The sequence below is a fragment of the Allobosea sp. GW821-FHT03A12 genome (assembly GCF_058986765.1).
The window spans coordinates 1,348,738-1,366,292 of record NZ_JBYSVZ010000003.1; the positions used below are offsets into that span (position 1 = coordinate 1,348,738).

A 17,555-nucleotide genomic window follows, 5' to 3' on the forward strand; every position below is an offset into this window, starting at 1 on the left:
GCTCCGCCCGTCGCGCGGGTATGGCCTCGTGGTCGCGCGCGATGGCGAAAGGCCGGTCCGACTCACGGGGAGCGGGATAGTCGTGCGGTGTCTACAGTTGGAAGAACCTTGCGGCAGCTGGCAAGATTGTCCCGGTCGATACCGCCAGGATCTTGGGTGGTGTGACGAAAAAGGCCCGGCTTGCGCCGGGCCTCCATAGTTCTCGCAAAGGCGAGGGCTGGGCTTCTTATCAGAAGTCCATGCCGCCCATGCCGCCGCCGCCCATCGGGGGCATCGGGGCGTCCTTCTTCGGCGACTCGGCGATCATCGCCTCGGTGGTGATCAGCAGGCCGGCGATCGAAGCCGCGTCCTGGATCGCCGTGCGCACGACCTTGGTCGGGTCGATGATGCCGGCCTTGACCAGGTCGCCGTACTCGCCGGTCTGGGCGTTGTAGCCCCAGGCGTAGTCCTTCGACTCCAGCAGCTTGCCGATCACGACCGCACCGTCACCGCCGGCGTTGTCGACGATCTGGCGGGCCGGAGCAGCGATCGCCTTGCGGACGATCTCGACGCCGGTCTTCTGGTCGTCGTTCTGGGTCTTGATGCCCTTGACCGAGGACAGCGCACGCAGGAGGGCGACGCCGCCGCCCGGCAGGATGCCTTCTTCCACCGCAGCGCGGGTGGCGTTCAGGGCATCGTCAACGCGATCCTTCTTCTCCTTGACCTCGACCTCGGTCGCGCCGCCGACGCGGATGACCGCGACGCCGCCGGCGAGCTTGGCCAGACGCTCCTGGAGCTTCTCACGGTCGTAGTCCGAGGTGGTCTCCTCGATCTGCGCCTTGATCTGCGCGACGCGGCCCTCGATGTCCTTCTTCTTGCCGGCGCCGTCGATGATCGTGGTGTTCTCCTTCTCGATGCGCACCTTCTTGGCGCGGCCGAGCATGTTGAGCGTCACGGTCTCGAGCTTGATGCCGAGGTCTTCCGAGATCATCTGGCCGGCGGTCAGGATCGAGATGTCCTCGAGCATGGCCTTGCGGCGGTCACCGAAGCCCGGAGCCTTGACGGCAGCGACCTTCAGGCCGCCACGGAGCTTGTTGACGACGAGCGTGGCGAGAGCCTCGCCCTCGACGTCCTCGGCGATGATCAGCAGCGGCTTGCCGGTCTGCACGACGGCCTCGAGGATCGGCAGCATCGCCTGGAGCGACGACAGCTTCTTCTCGAAGATGAGGATGTAGGGGTCCTCGAGCTCGGCGACCATCTTCTCGGCGTTGGTGATGAAGTAGGGCGAGAGATAGCCACGGTCGAACTGCATGCCCTCGACGACGTCGAGCTCGGTGTCGGCGGTCTTGGCTTCCTCGACGGTGATGACACCCTCGTTGCCGACCTTCTGCATCGCGGTCGAGATCATCTTGCCGACCGACTCGTCGCCGTTCGCCGAGATGGTGCCGACCTGCGCGACTTCCGCGTTCGAGGTGACCTTCTTGGAGTTCTTCTTGAGGTCGGCGACGATGGCCTCGACGGCCAGGTCAATGCCGCGCTTCAGGTCCATCGGGTTCATGCCGGCCGCAACCGACTTGGCGCCTTCACGGACGATCGCCTGGGCGAGCACGGTGGCGGTGGTGGTGCCGTCGCCGGCATGGTCGTTCTGGCGCGAAGCGACTTCGCGGACCATCTGAGCGCCCATGTTCTCGAACTTGTCGGCGAGCTCGATCTCCTTGGCGACGGTGACGCCGTCCTTGGTGATGCGCGGGGCGCCGAACGACTTCTCGATCACGACGTTGCGGCCCTTCGGACCGAGCGTGACCTTCACGGCATTGGCGAGGATGTCCACGCCGCGCAGCATCTTGTCGCGGGCGTCGGTGGAAAAGCGAACTTCTTTGGCAGCCATGAGACTACTCCTGATTGAACTCTACGGACGGGTGGGCGTCAGGCTGCTCAGCCGACGATGCCCATGATGTCGGATTCCTTCATGATCAGGAGATCCTGGCCGTCGATCTTGACCTCGGTGCCGCTCCACTTGCCGAAGAGGACGCGATCGCCCTTCTTGACATCGAGCGCAACCAGCTTGCCGGCGTCGTCGCGGGCGCCGGCGCCAACGGCGACGACCTCGCCCTCCTGGGGCTTTTCCTTGGCGGTGTCGGGGATGATGATGCCACCCTTGGTCTTCTCTTCGCCATCAAGGCGACGGACCACAACGCGGTCATGCAGCGGACGGAACTTCATGGTTCTGTCTTCCTCTCGGGTCGTATTCTGGACGGGCTCTGAATGGCCCGCGGAAAGGATCTGTTAGCAGTCTCACCAGGTGAGTGCTAACCGACGTCGCGGAGATAGGCGCGGGGTCTGCCGGAGTCAAGGAAAGCGCCGCGCAAAAGGTGAACGCGACCAGCGGTCGCCGATCTATGCTGCTGCGGCGGCACATTAAACCGGCTATCGTGGCGAGATGACGACGCCGGTAGCCGATCTCAAGCTCGACGACATCGCCCGCTCCTGCGTGGTGCTGCATGTGCGCATGACGGCGCGGGCCGTGACCCGCGCCTATGACGAGGCGATGCGGCCGAGCGGCCTCAAGATCACCCAGTTCGTGCTGCTCTCGGCGCTCTCGACCGGCGCCTGGCGCTCGGTCACGGAACTCGCCGACCGCTTCGCGCTGGAGCGGACCTCGCTGACGCGGAACCTCCAATTGCTCGCCGCCGAGAAGCTGATCGAGCCGGTCGACTGCAAGGGCCGGGCGCTGACCTATGCCGTGACGGAGAAGGGCCGTGCCGCGATCGAGGCGGCGATTCCCTACTGGCGCGCGGCGCAGGATAGGATCGAAGGCGGGCTCGGGCAGGAGCGCTGGAGCGAGACGCGCGATAATCTGAAGGCGATCCGGCGGGCGGCGCGGGAAGTCGGCTAGTACCGTCATTGCCAGGAGCAAAGCGACGAAGCAATCCAGAGGCGGGCGGGCGCAACGGCAAGTCCTCCTTGACCACGACGCGCAGCCATCTCTATCGTGCATCTACACGATAGAGATGGAGATTCTGCATGTCCCGCCAGGTCGGTGTCGTCAGCCGTGATGTCCTGCTGGCGGAGGACGGCGTATCCTTCCTGCTCGGGATCGTCGAGGGGCGCCATCCCGGCCCGCCCTTCGCCGACGCCATGGATTTCGATATCGCCGAGGTCGAGGAGGGCAGGGTGGTCTTCGTTGGCACGCCCTCGCCGCGCTTCTTCAATCCGCTGGGGACGATCCATGGCGGCTGGACGGCGACGATCCTCGATTCCGCCATGGCCTGCGCCGTGCATTCGACGCTGCGGGTTGGCGAGGGCTACACCACGCTGGAGATGAAGCTGAACTATGTCCGCCCGGTCATGCCCGCCAGCGGCCCGGTGCGCTGCGAGGGCAAGCTGATCCATCGCGGCGGCTCGGTCGCGACCAGCGAGGGCAAGCTGGTCGATGCGCAGGGCAAGCTGCTGGCGCACGGCACCGAGACCTGCATGATCTTCGGCGCGAAGGCGGGAGCGGGACGCTGATCGGAGCGCCGCCTCTGCTGGTGGGCAGGAGCGGCTCGTGACATTTGCGCCATTCACCGACGCGGCCGTCGAAGCGAAGTTTCGAGTGCTGCCGGAACCGCTTCGGCCTCCCATGCTGCGTCTGCGTCAGATGATCCTCGAGGTCGCCGCTGGGAGTCCCGAAATAGGGCCGCTCACGGAAACGCTGAAATGGGGCGAGCCTGCCTGGTTGCCCAGGCGGCCGAGGACAGGACGACCGTGCGGGCTGACGCGCTGAAAGGCTCGTCGACGCATTACGCGCTCTATGTCCACTGCCAGACCAGCCTGATCGAGACGTTCAGGCACCATTACTCCGGGCAGTTCAGCTATGACGGCAACCGGGCGCTGATCTTCGCTGTCGAGCGCGCGCCGCCGGCCGAGCCGCTGGCGCATTGCATCGCCCTCGCTTTGACCTATCACCGCTGGGCAAAGCGCTGAGCGCCGCTTACCCGCCGCGATAGTTGCCCGGGCTCTCGCCCATCACCCGCTTGAAGCGGCGATTGAAGGTCGAGAGGTCGCCGAAGCCGCAATCGAAGGCGATGCCCGCGACCGGCTGATCGGTCCGGCGCAAAAGCAGGGCCGCGCGATGCAGACGGGTGCGCAGCACATATTGATGTGGCGTCATCCCGACCAGCGCCCGGAACGTCCGCAGGAAATGATAGGGGCTCATCGCCGCCTGCCGCGCCAGTTCATCGAGCGAGAGAGCGTCTTCGCAATGCGCCTCGATATGGCGCAGCGCCCGCGTGATCCGGCGCTGGTCGCGAGCGCCCGGCGTTGAGATCCCGGGTTTTGCGCCTGACAGCACGCTCGCCACGGCGCCGGCGAGGCGCAGCGCGGTTTCCTCCAGCCTCTCGGGCTCGTCTACCGCGATTTCCGCTTCGGCGACGACACCGGCGAGCGGCGCGAGGGGCGGCAGATGCGCCTGTGCGAAACCGATCTGCCGGGCGCCCGGCACGGCCGCGACGATGCCTTCGAGCCAGGCCGGTTCGAACTGGAAGGCGAGACAGCGATCGCCGGCCGCATGCTCATGGCCGCATTCGAAGCAGGCGCCACGATTGCCGAGCAATAGCGAGCCCGGCGCCAGCACGGCGCTGCCTTGCGTCGAGCGGTAGCGGAACGAGCCGCTGCGAACGATGGCGATGCAGTGCTGCGTATGCGCTTCCTCGAAGGCGCGGTCGTCAGGGCCGGCCGTGCAGACGATGTCGCTGACCCGCCAGCCGGGGCCCGACGCCAGGAGATGAGCGGTTGCGGTCATATCAGCGAGTTTAGCAGTTTTTCCCAAGCGAAGCCCGAGGCTCCGGAGCTAGCTGGGTGCCAACTTGATCCACGCGGAGCCCGATCATGACAGCAGCGCCATCGATGCTGGCCGATGTCCTCATCGCCGCCGGGCCGTCGCCTGAATACGCAGAGAAACTCGCCCTCTACGGTCAGTTCGTCGGGGCCTGGACCATGGATGCCGTGATGCATACCGATGACGACCAGCGTCATGAAGCCAAGGGCGAGATCCATTTCGGTTGGGTCTTAGGCGGTCGCGCTGTGCAGGATGTCTGGAGCCTGCCGGGCTTCTTCCAAGGCACGACGCTACGCATCTACGACCCCGGGCAGGACGCCTGGCACATCCTCTGGAGCGATCCGCTCAAGCAGTACTACACGCGCCAGCTCGGCCGTGCCGAAGGCCGGGACATCGTCCAGCACGGCGAGCTCGACGACGGCACCGCAATCCGCTGGCGTTTCACTAAGATCACGCCGGATTCGTTCCATTGGATCGGCGACCGCTCACGCGATGGCGGTGCGAGCTGGCAGGTCCAGGCCGATTTCCGCGCCAAGCGCATCAAAGCCTGACAATCGGAAGGAGGACGGCCATCATGTTCGATCACATCTCGATCGGCGTTCGCGAGATCGCCCGCAGCAGACGCTTCTACGACGCCGCGCTTGGCGCGCTGGGTTACGAGTGCCTGAGCAGCGACGAAAGCTCGCTCGGCTATGGCAAGGGGAGTGTCGGCCTCTGGATCGGCGCGGTCTCGGCGCCGGTGCCGCCCGACCGCGACTCGAACCTGCACTTCTGTTTCGTCGCACCGACCCGCCAGAGCGTCGATGCTTTCCACGCGGCTGCACTGGCGGCGGGCGGGACCGAGAACGGCAAGCCAGGCCTGCGCGAATCCTACGGCCCTGACTACTATGCCGCCTTCGTCGTCGATCCCGACGGCTACCGACTGGAGGCCTATTGCGGTAAGCCGGCCTGAGGCCGCTAATGCTCGGGCGGCAGGTCGTGCGCCGCCCATTCGCTGCGTGGGATTGCCTCGCCGACGCGGAACTGGAAGCCAGCGACCTTGCCGTTCGCCGCCATCTCGCAGCGGAATCGCAGGCCGTACCATTGCTTGCGGCTGCGGAAGGCGGCTCCCTCCGCTTCGAGGGCGCTCTTCGTCAGTTTAGTGCCGCCCATGGCGAAAGCCACGACGCGATCCGGCTCGAACTCCGCCTTCCAGGCATGGATCTGGCTCATCGCCTCGAGATTGCAGAGCTGCTCGATGCGTTCGCTCGCCTCGAGCGTCTTCAACGCCTCGCGCGCTCCACGACTACGCGGATTGGCTAGCACGCTCTCGGAATGCAGCGTCCGGGCCGTGATCATCGCCGGAGGTTCGGCTGGCGGTGGAGCAGGCGGGGTAACGGGCTTCTCCGGCGGTGGGGTGGTGGGCGCCGGTTGCGGAGGTGACGCGATCTCGGCCGCCGGAGGAGGAGCGGGTGCCTTGGCAGGCGCGGGCGGCGGTGCTGGTGGCGTCAGCGCCTCCGGAGCGACCAGCTCGACCTCGACGCTCGTCTCGATCGGCGGTGTGAAGCTGCTGAGCGTCCGGATGGCGAGCAGCAGGCCGAACAGGAGATGGAAGCAGAGCGCGGCGGGAAGGCCGGGTTCGCGCAGGACGCGAGCAGCGATGCCGGCGCGCTGCATGCTTCGGTCAATCGCCGTTGGGATGGAAGGCGGGCATGGGCGGGCGATCGCTCCCTTGTGTTGCTCCGTGCAGAAGCCGACCAATCCGGCCAATTTGCGGCGAAGATCAGCGCCGGCTGACGGCGAAGGCGCCTGCGACGATCAGGGCGGCGCCAGCATAGGTGGTCCAGAGCGGCGCTTCGCTGAAGACGAACCAGCCGAGCAGGCTCGCCCAGACCAGCGCCGTGTACTCGATCGGCGCCAGCCGCGAGGCCGGCGCCCGGGCGAAGGCCGAAGTCAGCGACAGGTGACCGGCGACACCGAGCGCGCCGCCGCAGAGATAGGTCAGGAGGTCGCCCGCGCTCATCGGCTGGAAGACGTAATAAGCCGGCCAGGCCAGGCACAGCGCCGGCCCGGCATTCTGGAACAGCACGATGATCGCCGGGTGCTCCTTCACCGCGATCGTGCGCAGCAGGATCAGGTTGAAGGCATAGGAGATCGCCGAAACCAGCGCCGCGGCGACGCCGAGCTCGGCACCGGTGACGCCGCCCTGCAGGCGCGGCCAGACCATCACCAGCATGCCGGCGAGGCCGAAGCCGAGCGCCTGCAGGATGCGCCCGTCGAGCCGTTCCTTCAGGATCAGCGCCCCGAGCAGGGCGACGAAGACCGGGGCGAGGAAGGAGAGCGTCAGCGCCTCGGCCAGCGGCAGCACCGAGATCGAATAGAAGAAGCTGCCGGCGGTGACGATGACCAGCGGGATGCGGATGCTGTTGCCGATCAGGCTCGTGCGTGTCGGCCGCGCCGGCCGCAGCACCGCAACAACGATGATCGCGCAGAAGGCCCCTGCCGCAAAGCGCATGAACAGCGCCAGCAGGAATGGGTGCTGCTGCATCTGCGCCTTGATCACCGCGTCCATCGCGGTGAGCAGGGCGATGCCGAGCGCGGCGCGCAGCGCTGTATTGGCGTTCATGTCCGCGCCGGGGCGAGCGGCTTGCGGAAATGGTATTCCCAGGTCGAGGAGATGTCGGCGAGATAGCGCTCACCCGGCCAGCGCACGAAGCCGAGCTTCTCGTAGAAGCGGTGGCCGCGGGCGAACTTGCTGTCCGACCACAGCATCATCTCGCCATAGCCGCCGGCCTGCGCGAAGGCGAGCGTGCGGGCGAACAGCGCCTGCGCCAGCCCGCTGCCGCGCTGGCTCGGATCGGCATAGACCTTGAACAGCTCGACCGCGTTCTGGTCCGGCACCGGCACGACGGCGATCGAGCCGGCGATGCGCCCGTCCGGCCCATCCGCGACCCAGAGCTTTCCGCCCTTTTGCGCATAATGGCTGGCCGGGCGGCGCAGCTCCGGGAATTCCGACCAGTCGAACCAGCAGTTCGGATACTCGGCGAAAGTCGCGGCAATCAGGGCGGCGAGCGGCTCCGAATCGGCGTCGGTGGCGTCGCGAAGGGCGGGCAGGGCGGTCATGACACAGCGCTTAGGGCCAATCCTGTCCGCTGCAAAGATGGGGCGCTCGCGCTCCTGCCATGCCGTTATCGCAGCAATGCGAGCGCGGCGTCTGTCGTCAGCTTCAGCGCGGCTGCGGCAAGCAGCAGATAGCAGGCGAAGAACAGCCGCTTTTGGTCGAGACGCTCATGCAGCCAGCGGCCGATCCAGACGCCGATCGGCGCCGCCGGCAGCAAGGCGAGGGCCGCCCAGAGCGCCTGCGGCTGCTTCAGGCCGAGCGCCAGATAGGGTGGCAGCTTCAAGAGGTTGCCGAGCATGAAGAAGGCGATGGTCGTGCCGACGAAGGCGGTCTTGGAAAGCCCGCGTGCCAGGAGGTACATCGCGACCGGCGGGCCGCCGGCATGGGCGACGAAGGTGGTGAAGCCCGAGGCCGTGCCGGCCAGCAGGGCCAATGGCGGCGAGACCGGTAGCTGCCCGGCGGGCGCGGTGCGGCCGCGCAGGAACCAGTGCGCCGTGAAGGCGAGCGTGATGACGCCGATGATCAGCGTGACGATACGCGCGTCGACGATCAGGAAGACGGCATAGCCGATCGCGATGCCGACGATCAGGCCGGGGATCAGCCAGGCGAGGTCAGGCTTCGACCAGGTCGAGACGCCGAAGCTGCCGATGGCGAAGAGGTCCATCGCGGCGATCAGCACCGCCACCATGATCGCGCCCTGCAAGGGATCGACCACGAGCGCCAGCAGCGGCACGCCGAGGATGGCGAGCCCGCCGCCGAAGGCGCCCTTGCCGATGCCCATCAGCAGGGTGGTGGTCCAGCCGACGAGATAGAACATCGGATCGCCCGGCATTGGCTCAGCCCGTCATGACGGCGCGGAGTGAGGCCGCGCCAGTTTCCGCTTGGACAGGCGCGGTTTGGCGGTTAGGCGGGATCAGCGCAGTCATGCGCGGCCGGTGCTGAGTCGGCTTGCCCCTTCGCGATGGCGTCATGACCGTACTCCTGCCCTTCGTGATCAATGCCGGGCTGAACTTCGTCCTCGGACTGCTTATCGCCTATTTCCTCGGCCCCGCCGAATTCGGCCGCTACGCCATCGGCGCGGCGATGCTCGTGCTGCTCAACACCGCGCTGCTCGACTGGATCAGGCTCTCGGCCGTCCGTTTCTACTCGCAGAAGAGCCGGGAGGAACAGCCGCAGATCCGGGCGACCCTCGATGTGCTGAGCGCGGGGATCACGCTTGTCTTGTGCGGCCTGCTGGTCGCGGCGGTCGTCGCCGGCGTCGATTTCGGCCTGCCGGTCATGCTCGTCGCCGGCTCGGTGCTGGGCGGCATCTGCGCCGGCCTGTTCGATTATCACGGCGCCATCGCCCGGGCTCGCTTCCTCGATGCGGCCTATGCCCGCCTGATCATCATCAAGAACGTGCTGGCGCTGGTGCTGATGGTCGGCGGTGCCTGGTGGACGCGCGACGCCACGGTCGTGATGTTCGGCGGCGTCCTCAGCGCCATGGCGGCCTTGCTGGCGGTGCGGCGGGCGCTGGCGGACGCGCCGCTCTCCTGGTCGGCGGCGCGGCGTGATCTTGCGCTGGGCTTCGCGCGCTATGCTCTGCCGATCGTCGGCGCTAACGCGATCTATTCGCTGATCCCGTTGCTCAACCGCTCGCTGCTCGCCGACAGCGACGGCTTCGCCGAGGCCGGCTATTTCTCGCTCGCCGCCGATATGGGCCTGCGCCTGTTCGGCATGCTGGCTTCGACGCTGGAGATCGTCATGCTGCGCGAGGTGCTGCGGCTCGACGAGACCAAGGGTGAGCGCGCGGCGCAGAAGCGCATCGCCGCCAATTTCGTGATCGTGCTGATGGTCTCGCTGCCGGTGGCCGCCGGCCTCTTCCTGGTGTTGCCGGCCTTCGAGGCTCTGTTGGTGCCGGCGCAATTCCACGGCCACTTCGCTGGCTATCTGCGGCTGCTCCTGCCAGGCCTCGTCGCACTCGCGATCTTCGCCGCCGGCATCTACCCGGTCTTCCTGCTCGGCAAGCGCACCGGCCTGGTCACGCTGGCTGCCATCATGGGCCTCCTTGCCAATCTCGCTCTTGTCTTCGCTGCCGGTGCGCTCGGCCCGGAACGCTATGCGCTCGGCCAGACCGTCAGCTTCCTCGTGGTCCTCGCCATTACCGGCTGGGTGGCCTTGCGCTCACTGCCCGTCCGCCCGAACTGGCGGGAGGTCGGCATCATCGTCGCGGCGGTCGTCGCCATGGCGGTGGTGGTCTGGCCGCTCTCCGGCCGCTTCAATCCGCTGCCCGAATTGCTGCTGCAGGCAACGCTCGGCCTCGTCGTCTATGGCGGGCTGATGCTCGCCTTCGACGTCGCCCGCTGCCGGACGCTGCTGCGGCTCTGGTTCGCTATGCGCAGGAGCCGGCGCTGACGGGGTAGATCGTCATTGCGAGCACAGCGAAGCAATCCAGGAGCGGCAGCGCTCTACGTTCTCCTGGATTGCTTCGTCGCTGCGCTCCTCGCAATGACGGTTCTCGCGATCCAGTGCGATCGAAAACGCTCAAGAAGGGTGTGAACCCTGCGTTTACCGCGTTTGCTCGGGGATCGCTAAGGTTAATCCCGGGAATTCGAGCGATCAGGCCGGTTCCGGGGCCGATAGAGTCAACGATTCACCATTCATTTCAACGCATCGCCTCACGCTTCCTGACAGTTGCGTCAAGAGAGTTGCGTCATGCGTCCGCTCTATCTCGTTCCCCTTGCCGTGCTTGGCGGCGTGCTGCTGTCGGCCAAGGCTAATGCCGAGACCTATTGGCGCCCCGCCGATCCGATGGTCACGCATTCGGCCGGCCGCGGCCAATATGGCGGCGGCTTCATCGAGATGATGATGACCGGCCGGGACCCGACCGACTATGGCCGGGGCGGGGCGGTCTACAACCGCCCGCAGCGCGGCGCCTATGGCCAGCAGCCGGCGATGCGCCGCCTCTCGGACTATGAGGCGCCGGTGCCGATCCAGGGCGATCCGATGGAGCCGCGCCGCGAGCGCCGCTCCGCCGCCCTCGGCGAGCCGATCCCGGCGGAGCGGCCGATCGCGCGCACCCTCGATCCGCGCTTCCAGAAGCAGGAAGTCGCCTATGACGGACCGCACAAGCCGGGCACCATCGTCATCGACACGCCGCGTCGCTTCCTCTTCCTGGTCCAGCCCGGCGGTCGCGCCCTGCGCTACGGCATCGGCGTCGGCCGCCCCGGCTTCGAATGGGCCGGCATGAAGGCGGTCACCCGCAAGGCGGAATGGCCGAGCTGGACGCCACCGGCCGAGATGCTGAAGCGCCGGCCCGATCTGCCGCGCTTCATGGCGGGCGGCCCCGAGAACCCGCTCGGCGCCCGCGCCATGTATCTCGGCTCCTCGCTCTACCGCATCCACGGCACCAACGAGCCGAACACGATCGGCCAGGCCGTGTCCTCCGGCTGCATCCGCATGAATAACGAGGACGTGATCGACCTCTACGAGCGTGTCCGCGTCGGCGCCAAGGTCTTCGTGATCTGAGGCCGGCCGCACATCGCGCGACGGAAAGGGCCCGCCTGTCGCCAGGCGGGCTCTTTCGTTTCAGGAGCGTGCGGGGCGCTCATTCGGGCGCGGTCGTGTCCGCCGCCCGCGCCATCGTCATCGCCGCCGTGCCGACCGCCGCCCCGGCCGCGTTCGTTGCGCGCAGGCCGCCGCGGATGGTGTCGATCACGGCGCGCAGCGATGGCGCCATTTGCCGCTGGGCCGGATAGCACAGGTAATAACCGGGGAAGGGCGCAGACCAGGCCTCGAGCAGCGGGACGAGGCGGCCCTCAGTGATGTGGGCCGCAATCAGCTGCTGGCTGGCGAATGCGATTCCGATGCCGTCGACCGCCGCTTGCACCCCGAAGTCCTTCCTGTTGGAGATCAGGGGACCATCGACGGCGACCTCGAACCATTTGCCGTTTTCCATGAACTCCCATTTGTACGGCGTCTTCTGCCCCAGCCAGCGCCAGCAGATGCAGCGATGGGCGAGAAGGTCTCGCGGATGGGCCGGGGTTCCGTGCCGGGCGAGATAGTCGGGCGAGGCCACCGCGGTCTGGCGCAGCTCCGGGCCGAGCTTCACGGCGATGAGGTCCTTGTCGATCACCTCGCCGAGCCGGATGGCGACGTCATAGCCTTCCGCGACGATGTTCACGACGGCATCGTCGAGGGTGATGTCGAGCGTGACCTGCGGATAGGCGTCGCTGAATCCCCGCAGGATCGGGGTCAGGTGGAGGTCCGCCGCCCCCGGGAAGCAGTGTATCCGCACGGTCCCGGCGGGATTGGCGCGGCGCTCGCGGGTCTCGCCCAGTGCCTCCGCCAGCTCCTCGACGGCGGGCCGCACCCGTTCGAACAGCTTGGCCCCCGCCTCGGTCAGGGAGACGCTGCGGGTGGTGCGGTTGAACAGGCTGACTCCGACCCGCTCCTCAAGCGCGCGGACCATCTGGCTCAACGCCGAGGATGATACTCCGAGCCTTTCTGCCGCTCGGCTGAAGTTCAGCGAGCCGGCGACTGCCACGAAGGCTCGGAGCTGGTTGAAGTCTCCGGCAGACAAAAGGGACGGGTTCATGATCGTCTCGATTGCTTAGCTCAGCTTATAAGGCTGATTAGAGTGTGCATATTAAAAAATCCACCTGCTCATATTTATACTCGGTCGAGTTCTGAAATTGAAGGAAATCATAATGACATCACAGGATATGCCCTCGCCGGAAAATATAGATGAGTTGGTCGCTTTGACGAAAACCTATTTCGACGCTGTCTATGCGATGGATGCCGACAGTTTTGCGACCATCTTCGACCCCGCCGCTTTTGTCACCCGGCGCGGTGATGGCAACAGCGTAGTGGTCACTCCTGTTGCCGCCTGGCTCGATATGGTCCGGAGCCTGACGTCTCCGCGGGATGCGGGCAGCGTGCGCGCCGACCAGATCCTCTCCATCGCCGTGACTCGCGACATGGCGCTGCTCAAGCTGCGCGTGCGGATTCCGCCTCGCGAAATGACCGACCTGCTGTCTTGCTTCTACCTCAACGGGCGCTGGCAGATCGTCCAGAAGGTGTTCATCGCCGAGACGTTGGCCTGAGGGTTCGACCGTTACCGTCGCCTCGCCGGCCCTTCCTTCAAACGAAAAAGGCCCGCCTGTCGCCAGGCGGGCCTCTTCGTTTCAGGGAGCAGTGTGGCGCTCAGGCCCAGTCGTCGTCGCCACCGCCCGAGCCGTCGTCATAGCTGCCGTCGTCGTAGCTGGCGTCCTGATAGGTCGGCTCCGGCTGGGCCTGCTGCGGCTCCGCCGCCGGCTGCTGGTCGGCCGCCGTCTGCGTGTTCTGCGCAGCCTCGTTGGTCTGCGAGGCGTCCTTGTTCTGCGCGGTGCTCGCTTCGGCCGGCTTGGCCTCGCTCGCGGCGCTCTTGTTGCCGCCGAGCGCGTTCATCAGCATGTTGCCGGCGACCATGCCGCCGGCGACGCCGGCCGCCGTCGTCAGCGCGCTCGCCATGAAGCCGCCGCCACGGGCCGGAGCCTGCGGCTGGGCCGCCTGGTTCTGCCAAGGGCCGGGGGCAGGGGCCGCGCCCATGCCTTGCTGCGGGGCCATGCCCTGCTGCGGCGCTGCGGCCTGGCCGCCCCAAGGCGGCGAAGCCGGCTGCGGCGCAGCGCGCTGCGGGAAGGACGGCACCGAGCCGGAGCGGGCCGGCTGGCTCGCGCCGCCGCCGAAGATGCCCGACAGGAAGCCACCGGACTGCTGCGCCGGGGCAGGAGCGGGCGGCTGGCTGCGCAGGCGCTCGACCTCGGCCTGCAGCTGGTCGATCTGGCCCTGCAGACTGGTGAGGGCCTGTTCCTGCACATAGACCGATTGTGCCATCGCATAGACGGCATAGGGCTGTTCGCGCAGCCGGTCGGCGATGTAGCGCTCAGCCTCGGGGTCGCGGGGCTGGTTTTCCGCCTGGCGCAGGCGATCGAAAATCCCGGCGATCACGTCGCGTTCTTGCGGCGTCATCGTCATCTCCTCTCATGGTGGACAGGGCGGTCGCCCTGTCGCCTCGAAAGGTGGTGACGGCTTATGACGCTATCAAGGCGATGGCCCGGCACCTTTCTGTCGCGCCGCCACGGGCGGTGCTTCAGGCATTCCCGACATTGACATAGGTGAAGCCGCGCTCGCGCATCTCGCTGGAGCGGTAGATGTTGCGCAGGTCGATGACGACGGGATGCCGGAGCGCGGCCTTGACGCGGTCGAGGTCGAGAGCGCGGAAAGCGTCCCATTCGGTGACGATCACTAGCGCATCCGCCCCGTCGAGGCAGGAATAGGCGTCGGGCGCGTAGGCGATCTCGGGCATCAGCGCCTTGGCGCTCGCCATCGCCTCAGGATCATAGGCGGTGATCTCGGCGCCGGCATCGAGCAGTGCGGTGACGATTGCGAGCGAGGGTGCCTCGCGCATGTCGTCGGTGTTCGGCTTGAAGGCGAGGCCGAGGAGGGCGATGCGCTTGCCCCGGACCGAGCCGCCGCAGGCGGCGATGACCTTGCGCGCCATCGCGCGCTTGCGCTGGTCGTTGACCGCGACGACGGTCTCGACCAGGCGCAGGGGGCTTTCCATGTCCTGCGCCGTCTTGATCAGCGCGAGCGTGTCCTTCGGAAAGCAGGAGCCGCCATAGCCCGGACCGGCATGCAGGAACTTGCCGCCGATGCGGTTGTCGAGGCCGATGCCGCGCGCCACTTCCTGGACATTGGCACCGACCCGCTCGCACAGGTCCGCCATCTCGTTGATGAAGGTGATCTTGGTCGCGAGGAAGGCGTTGCCGGCGTATTTGATCAGCTCGGAGGTCCGCCGCGCCGTGAACAGCAGCGGCGCCGCATTGAGGTAGAGCGGCCGGTAGAGATCCTCCATCACCTTGCGGGCGCGGTCGTCCTCGGTGCCGATCACGATGCGGTCCGGCCGCTTGAAGTCGGCGATCGCCGCGCCCTCGCGCAGGAATTCCGGATTGGACACCACGGCGAAATCGGCATCCGGGCGTGTTTCGCGCATGATCCGCTCGACCTCGTCGCCAGTGCCGACCGGCACGGTCGACTTGGTGACGACGACGGTGAAGCCGTCGATGGCGGCGACGACGTCGCGCGCCGCCTGGTGCACATAGGACAGGTCGGCATGGCCGTCGCCGCGACGCGAGGGCGTGCCGACCGCGATGAAGACGGCGTCCGCCGCCGCGACCGGCCCGGCGAGCTCGGTGGTGAAGGAGAGCCGCCCGGCGCGGACATTGTTGGCGACGAGGTCGTCGAGGCCGGGTTCGTAGATTGGGATCTCGCCGCGCTTCAGGGCGGCGATCTTGCCGGCGTCGGTGTCGACGCAGGTCACCTCATGGCCGAAATCGGCGAAGCAGGCTCCGGAGACCAGGCCGACATAGCCTGAACCGATCATCGTCACGCGCATCTGGCGGTCTCATCGTCTCGTCGGCGGGCTGCCGACCGGCAGGGCGTAGCGCAAAACCGCGCCGAGGCAAATCGCAGCCGCCCGGGGCTGGCGGAGTAGCCCGATCTGGCGAAGGGACCATGACGGCATGAAAAAAGGGCGGCTGCGAGCCGCCCTTTGCCGAAAGCAGCCGGCTGTTGCGGCTGCGAGTCTCAGATATCGTCCGGCGGCAGCGGCGCGTCGGTCTCGTCGATCTCGGGCTCCCCGATCGGGTTGCGGTTCAGCACGACCACGGGGGTGCCGGTCGGGACGCGGCTGTGGAGGTCGATGATGTCCTGGTTGAACAGGCGGATGCAGCCCGAGGACACCGCCTTGCCGATCGACCAGGGCTCGCTAGTGCCGTGGATGCGGTACAGCGTGTCCTGGTTGCCCTGGTAGAGGTAGAGCGCGCGGGCGCCGAGCGGGTTTTCGATGCCGCCGGCCATGCCGCCGGCCCAGCGGGCATTCCGCTCCGGCTCGCGGGCGATCATCGCGGCGGTCGGGGTCCAGCGCGGCCATTCCGCCTTGCGGGCGACCGTGGCGCGGCCGCGCCAGGACATGCCCTGCTTGCCGACGCCGATGCCGTAGCGGATGGCGCGGCCGTTCTCGCGGACGAGGTAGAGATAGCGGGCCGAGGTGTCGACCACGATCGTGCCGGGCCGCTCCGGGGTCCGGTAGTCGACCTCCTGGCGCAGGAAGCGGGTGTCGACCTCGTCGATGTCGGTCGCCGGCAGCGGATGCCGCTCGTCGGGTCGCTCGTCATACATCGACAGGAAGGCGGCGTTCTGGTGAACCGGCGTCCGGGCTTCGAAGGGCTGCTGCGGGCCGCTGACGCAGCCGGCGAGGCCGACGGGGACGAAGGCCGAAACCATCGTCAGGAAGCGGCGGCGGGAGCAGGCGGTGGGGGCGTCAGGCAGGGGGGTGGACATCACTCGGCTCTTGGATTGGGCGGCGGCTGGCAGCGGAAACAGATGAATTGCCGACAAGTTCCAATGAATTCTCGCCGGCTGGTCCTCTTCACTTCACGGTCTCGCATGGCGTCGGGGTGAAAAGCATGTGGCGAAATCATGGCCGACGCACAGCGTGGCCGGAATGCCACAGTCCGATATGCCGCAGCTGCATGTCGTAAGGCTCGCTTGGCGGCGACAGGTTGCATGTCCCCGCCGTAACCCGGTCAAAGGGGCACTGCCGCGGCGGACCTTAAGCCGCTCTTAGGGGGTTATCTACCATGACTCTTGGTTAGCCGGGTTCGGGTTGAGCCTTGCTGCAATGCAATAACGCTCGCGAAGGTGGCGAGACAAGACAAGTGGAAGTCACGCAATGAAGTCGATCCGTTCCAAAGTGCTGGCGATGCTCGCGATCATCGTCGCTGGCGCAGTGCTCACGGCGGCCTTGAGTCTCTACGCCTTGTCGCGCTCCAACGATCTCAATGCGCGCTCCGATGTCCAGGGCGAGATCGCTCTGGTCACCGAGCGGCTCAACACGCAGGTCTTCGCCGTGGTGATGGATTCCCGCGGCATCTACATGTCGAAGGACGCCAAGGAGGCGGAGGCCTTCGCCAAGCCGAAGGAGGCGCGCTTCCCGGTGATGCGCAAGCTCGCCGCCGATCTGGTCGCACTGGTGCCGGCGCAGGAGCGTGAGCCTGCGCTCAAGCTGCAGAAACTGGTCGAGGAGTTCGTCACCTTCCGCGCGGAGCTGATTCGCCTCGGCCGCGAGGTTTCGACCGCGGCTGCCAACCAGCAGGGCAACAACGATGAGAACCGCGCCAATCGCAAGGCGCTGAACGACCAGCTCGTCGCCTTCGGCAAGCGCAACGAAGACGTCGGCAATCGGCTCTCCGACGAGGCTGCCGCCTTCACACGCCAGGTGCAGTGGATTCTCCCGGCGGTGCTGTTCGCGGCCTTGCTGGCCTCGCTCGCAGCGGCGGTGCTGTTCGCGCAGCGCTCGATCACGCGCCCGCTGCTCGATCTCAGCGCCAGCATGAGCCGTCTCACCGCGGGCGAGACCGCAATCGCCGTGCCGCACACCACGCGGCATGACGAGATCGGCGACATGGCGCGGTCGGTGGCGGTTCTGCGCCAGAGCACCGAGCAGGTCGCGCTGCTTCAGGAGCAGGAGCGTGCCGCCGCGGCGGACCGGATTCGCTCGGCCGACGCGATGTCTGTTGTGGTTACGGATGTTGGCGAGGTGGTTGCGGCGGCGGCTGCGGGGGATTTCTCGGCGCG

Annotated in this window: 20 protein-coding genes; 9 read left to right on the forward strand and 11 right to left on the reverse strand. The window is 67.1% G+C overall.

Annotated features, from left to right (window positions below):
• Positions 1 to 229: 229 nt before the first annotated feature.
• A complete protein-coding gene (groL, locus tag AC3WLC_RS13975; RefSeq protein WP_493684495.1) occupies positions 230 to 1,867 on the reverse strand; it encodes a chaperonin GroEL in 1,638 nt (545 codons plus the stop codon).
• A gap of 47 nt (positions 1,868 to 1,914) precedes the next feature.
• A complete protein-coding gene (gene groES / locus AC3WLC_RS13980; RefSeq protein ID WP_137883337.1) occupies positions 1,915 to 2,202 on the reverse strand; it encodes a co-chaperone GroES in 288 nt (95 codons plus the stop codon).
• 217 nt (positions 2,203 to 2,419) lie between these two features.
• Between groES and AC3WLC_RS13985 the strand changes: the two genes are divergently transcribed.
• From AC3WLC_RS13985 to AC3WLC_RS13995, 3 genes are all read left to right on the forward strand, one after another.
• Positions 2,420 to 2,875 (forward strand): MarR family winged helix-turn-helix transcriptional regulator, encoded by a 456-nt coding sequence (locus AC3WLC_RS13985; protein WP_493684496.1) that lies wholly within the window; start codon positions 2,420 to 2,422, stop codon positions 2,873 to 2,875.
• Positions 2,876 to 3,003: 128 nt separating this feature from the next.
• Positions 3,004 to 3,489 (forward strand): PaaI family thioesterase, encoded by a 486-nt coding sequence (locus tag AC3WLC_RS13990; RefSeq protein ID WP_493684497.1) that lies wholly within the window; start codon positions 3,004 to 3,006, stop codon positions 3,487 to 3,489.
• A 189-nt stretch (positions 3,490 to 3,678) separates the two neighbouring features.
• Positions 3,679 to 3,945: a hypothetical protein gene (locus tag AC3WLC_RS13995; RefSeq protein WP_493684498.1), complete on the forward strand. Its 267-nt coding sequence runs from the start codon at positions 3,679 to 3,681 to the stop codon at positions 3,943 to 3,945.
• 7 nt (positions 3,946 to 3,952) lie between these two features.
• On the opposite strand, the gene AC3WLC_RS14000 is transcribed toward AC3WLC_RS13995, so the two are convergent.
• The gene (locus AC3WLC_RS14000) at positions 3,953 to 4,762 is read right to left on the reverse strand and encodes a helix-turn-helix transcriptional regulator (protein WP_493684499.1); all 810 of its coding nucleotides are present in this window, start codon (positions 4,760 to 4,762) and stop codon (positions 3,953 to 3,955) included.
• A gap of 86 nt (positions 4,763 to 4,848) precedes the next feature.
• Between AC3WLC_RS14000 and AC3WLC_RS14005 the strand changes: the two genes are divergently transcribed.
• A complete protein-coding gene (locus AC3WLC_RS14005; protein WP_493684500.1) occupies positions 4,849 to 5,349 on the forward strand; it encodes a hypothetical protein in 501 nt (166 codons plus the stop codon).
• 23 nt (positions 5,350 to 5,372) lie between these two features.
• Complete coding sequence (locus tag AC3WLC_RS14010) at positions 5,373 to 5,750, forward strand: VOC family protein (RefSeq protein WP_493684501.1); 378 nt, start codon at positions 5,373 to 5,375, stop codon at positions 5,748 to 5,750.
• 5 nt (positions 5,751 to 5,755) lie between these two features.
• On the opposite strand, the gene AC3WLC_RS14015 is transcribed toward AC3WLC_RS14010, so the two are convergent.
• The 4 genes from AC3WLC_RS14015 to AC3WLC_RS14030 all read right to left on the reverse strand — a co-directional run bounded on the left by AC3WLC_RS14015 (position 5,756) and on the right by AC3WLC_RS14030 (position 8,730).
• On the reverse strand, positions 5,756 to 6,454 hold the full coding sequence (locus AC3WLC_RS14015) for a DUF930 domain-containing protein (protein ID WP_493684502.1): 699 nt from the start codon (positions 6,452 to 6,454) through the stop codon (positions 5,756 to 5,758).
• Between the two features lie 106 nt (positions 6,455 to 6,560).
• On the reverse strand, positions 6,561 to 7,403 hold the full coding sequence (locus tag AC3WLC_RS14020; RefSeq protein WP_493684503.1) for a DMT family transporter: 843 nt from the start codon (positions 7,401 to 7,403) through the stop codon (positions 6,561 to 6,563).
• Entirely contained in the window at positions 7,400 to 7,900 is a 501-nt protein-coding gene (locus AC3WLC_RS14025; RefSeq protein ID WP_493684504.1) for a GNAT family N-acetyltransferase, read from the reverse strand. Before AC3WLC_RS14025 ends, AC3WLC_RS14020 begins: the two co-directional genes overlap by 4 nt.
• 65 nt (positions 7,901 to 7,965) lie before the next feature.
• Entirely contained in the window at positions 7,966 to 8,730 is a 765-nt protein-coding gene (locus AC3WLC_RS14030) for a sulfite exporter TauE/SafE family protein (protein ID WP_152017169.1), read from the reverse strand.
• A 137-nt stretch (positions 8,731 to 8,867) separates the two neighbouring features.
• Between AC3WLC_RS14030 and AC3WLC_RS14035 the strand changes: the two genes are divergently transcribed.
• Together AC3WLC_RS14035 and AC3WLC_RS14040 are read left to right on the forward strand one after the other, a co-directional pair.
• Positions 8,868 to 10,292, forward strand: coding sequence for a lipopolysaccharide biosynthesis protein (locus AC3WLC_RS14035; RefSeq protein ID WP_493684505.1), 1,425 nt, complete (start codon positions 8,868 to 8,870; stop codon positions 10,290 to 10,292).
• Between the two features lie 300 nt (positions 10,293 to 10,592).
• Positions 10,593 to 11,405 carry a L,D-transpeptidase gene (locus AC3WLC_RS14040; RefSeq protein WP_493684506.1) on the forward strand — a complete coding sequence of 271 codons (813 nt, stop codon included), beginning with the start codon at positions 10,593 to 10,595 and terminating at the stop codon, positions 11,403 to 11,405.
• Positions 11,406 to 11,484: 79 nt separating this feature from the next.
• Here AC3WLC_RS14040 and AC3WLC_RS14045 read toward each other — a convergent pair whose 3' ends face one another.
• Positions 11,485 to 12,474 (reverse strand): LysR family transcriptional regulator, encoded by a 990-nt coding sequence (locus AC3WLC_RS14045; protein WP_493684507.1) that lies wholly within the window; start codon positions 12,472 to 12,474, stop codon positions 11,485 to 11,487.
• Positions 12,475 to 12,586: 112 nt separating this feature from the next.
• Here AC3WLC_RS14045 and AC3WLC_RS14050 point away from each other — a divergent pair, with 112 nt between their 5' ends.
• On the forward strand, positions 12,587 to 12,982 hold the full coding sequence (locus AC3WLC_RS14050) for a nuclear transport factor 2 family protein (RefSeq protein WP_493684508.1): 396 nt from the start codon (positions 12,587 to 12,589) through the stop codon (positions 12,980 to 12,982).
• Positions 12,983 to 13,082: 100 nt separating this feature from the next.
• Here the strand turns inward: AC3WLC_RS14050 and AC3WLC_RS14055 are convergent, their stop codons facing one another.
• From AC3WLC_RS14055 to AC3WLC_RS14065, 3 genes are all read right to left on the reverse strand, one after another.
• Positions 13,083 to 13,886 carry a DUF2076 domain-containing protein gene (locus AC3WLC_RS14055; RefSeq protein ID WP_493684509.1) on the reverse strand — a complete coding sequence of 268 codons (804 nt, stop codon included), beginning with the start codon at positions 13,884 to 13,886 and terminating at the stop codon, positions 13,083 to 13,085.
• Between the two features lie 121 nt (positions 13,887 to 14,007).
• The gene (locus AC3WLC_RS14060) at positions 14,008 to 15,312 is read right to left on the reverse strand and encodes a UDP-glucose dehydrogenase family protein (protein ID WP_493684510.1); all 1,305 of its coding nucleotides are present in this window, start codon (positions 15,310 to 15,312) and stop codon (positions 14,008 to 14,010) included.
• Between the two features lie 191 nt (positions 15,313 to 15,503).
• Positions 15,504 to 16,202, reverse strand: a complete 699-nt coding sequence (locus AC3WLC_RS14065; protein ID WP_493684559.1) for a L,D-transpeptidase — start codon at positions 16,200 to 16,202, stop codon at positions 15,504 to 15,506.
• A gap of 448 nt (positions 16,203 to 16,650) precedes the next feature.
• Between AC3WLC_RS14065 and AC3WLC_RS14070 the strand changes: the two genes are divergently transcribed.
• On the forward strand, positions 16,651 to 17,555 hold a 905-nt coding region (locus AC3WLC_RS14070), incomplete at its 3' end, for a HAMP domain-containing protein (RefSeq protein ID WP_493684511.1).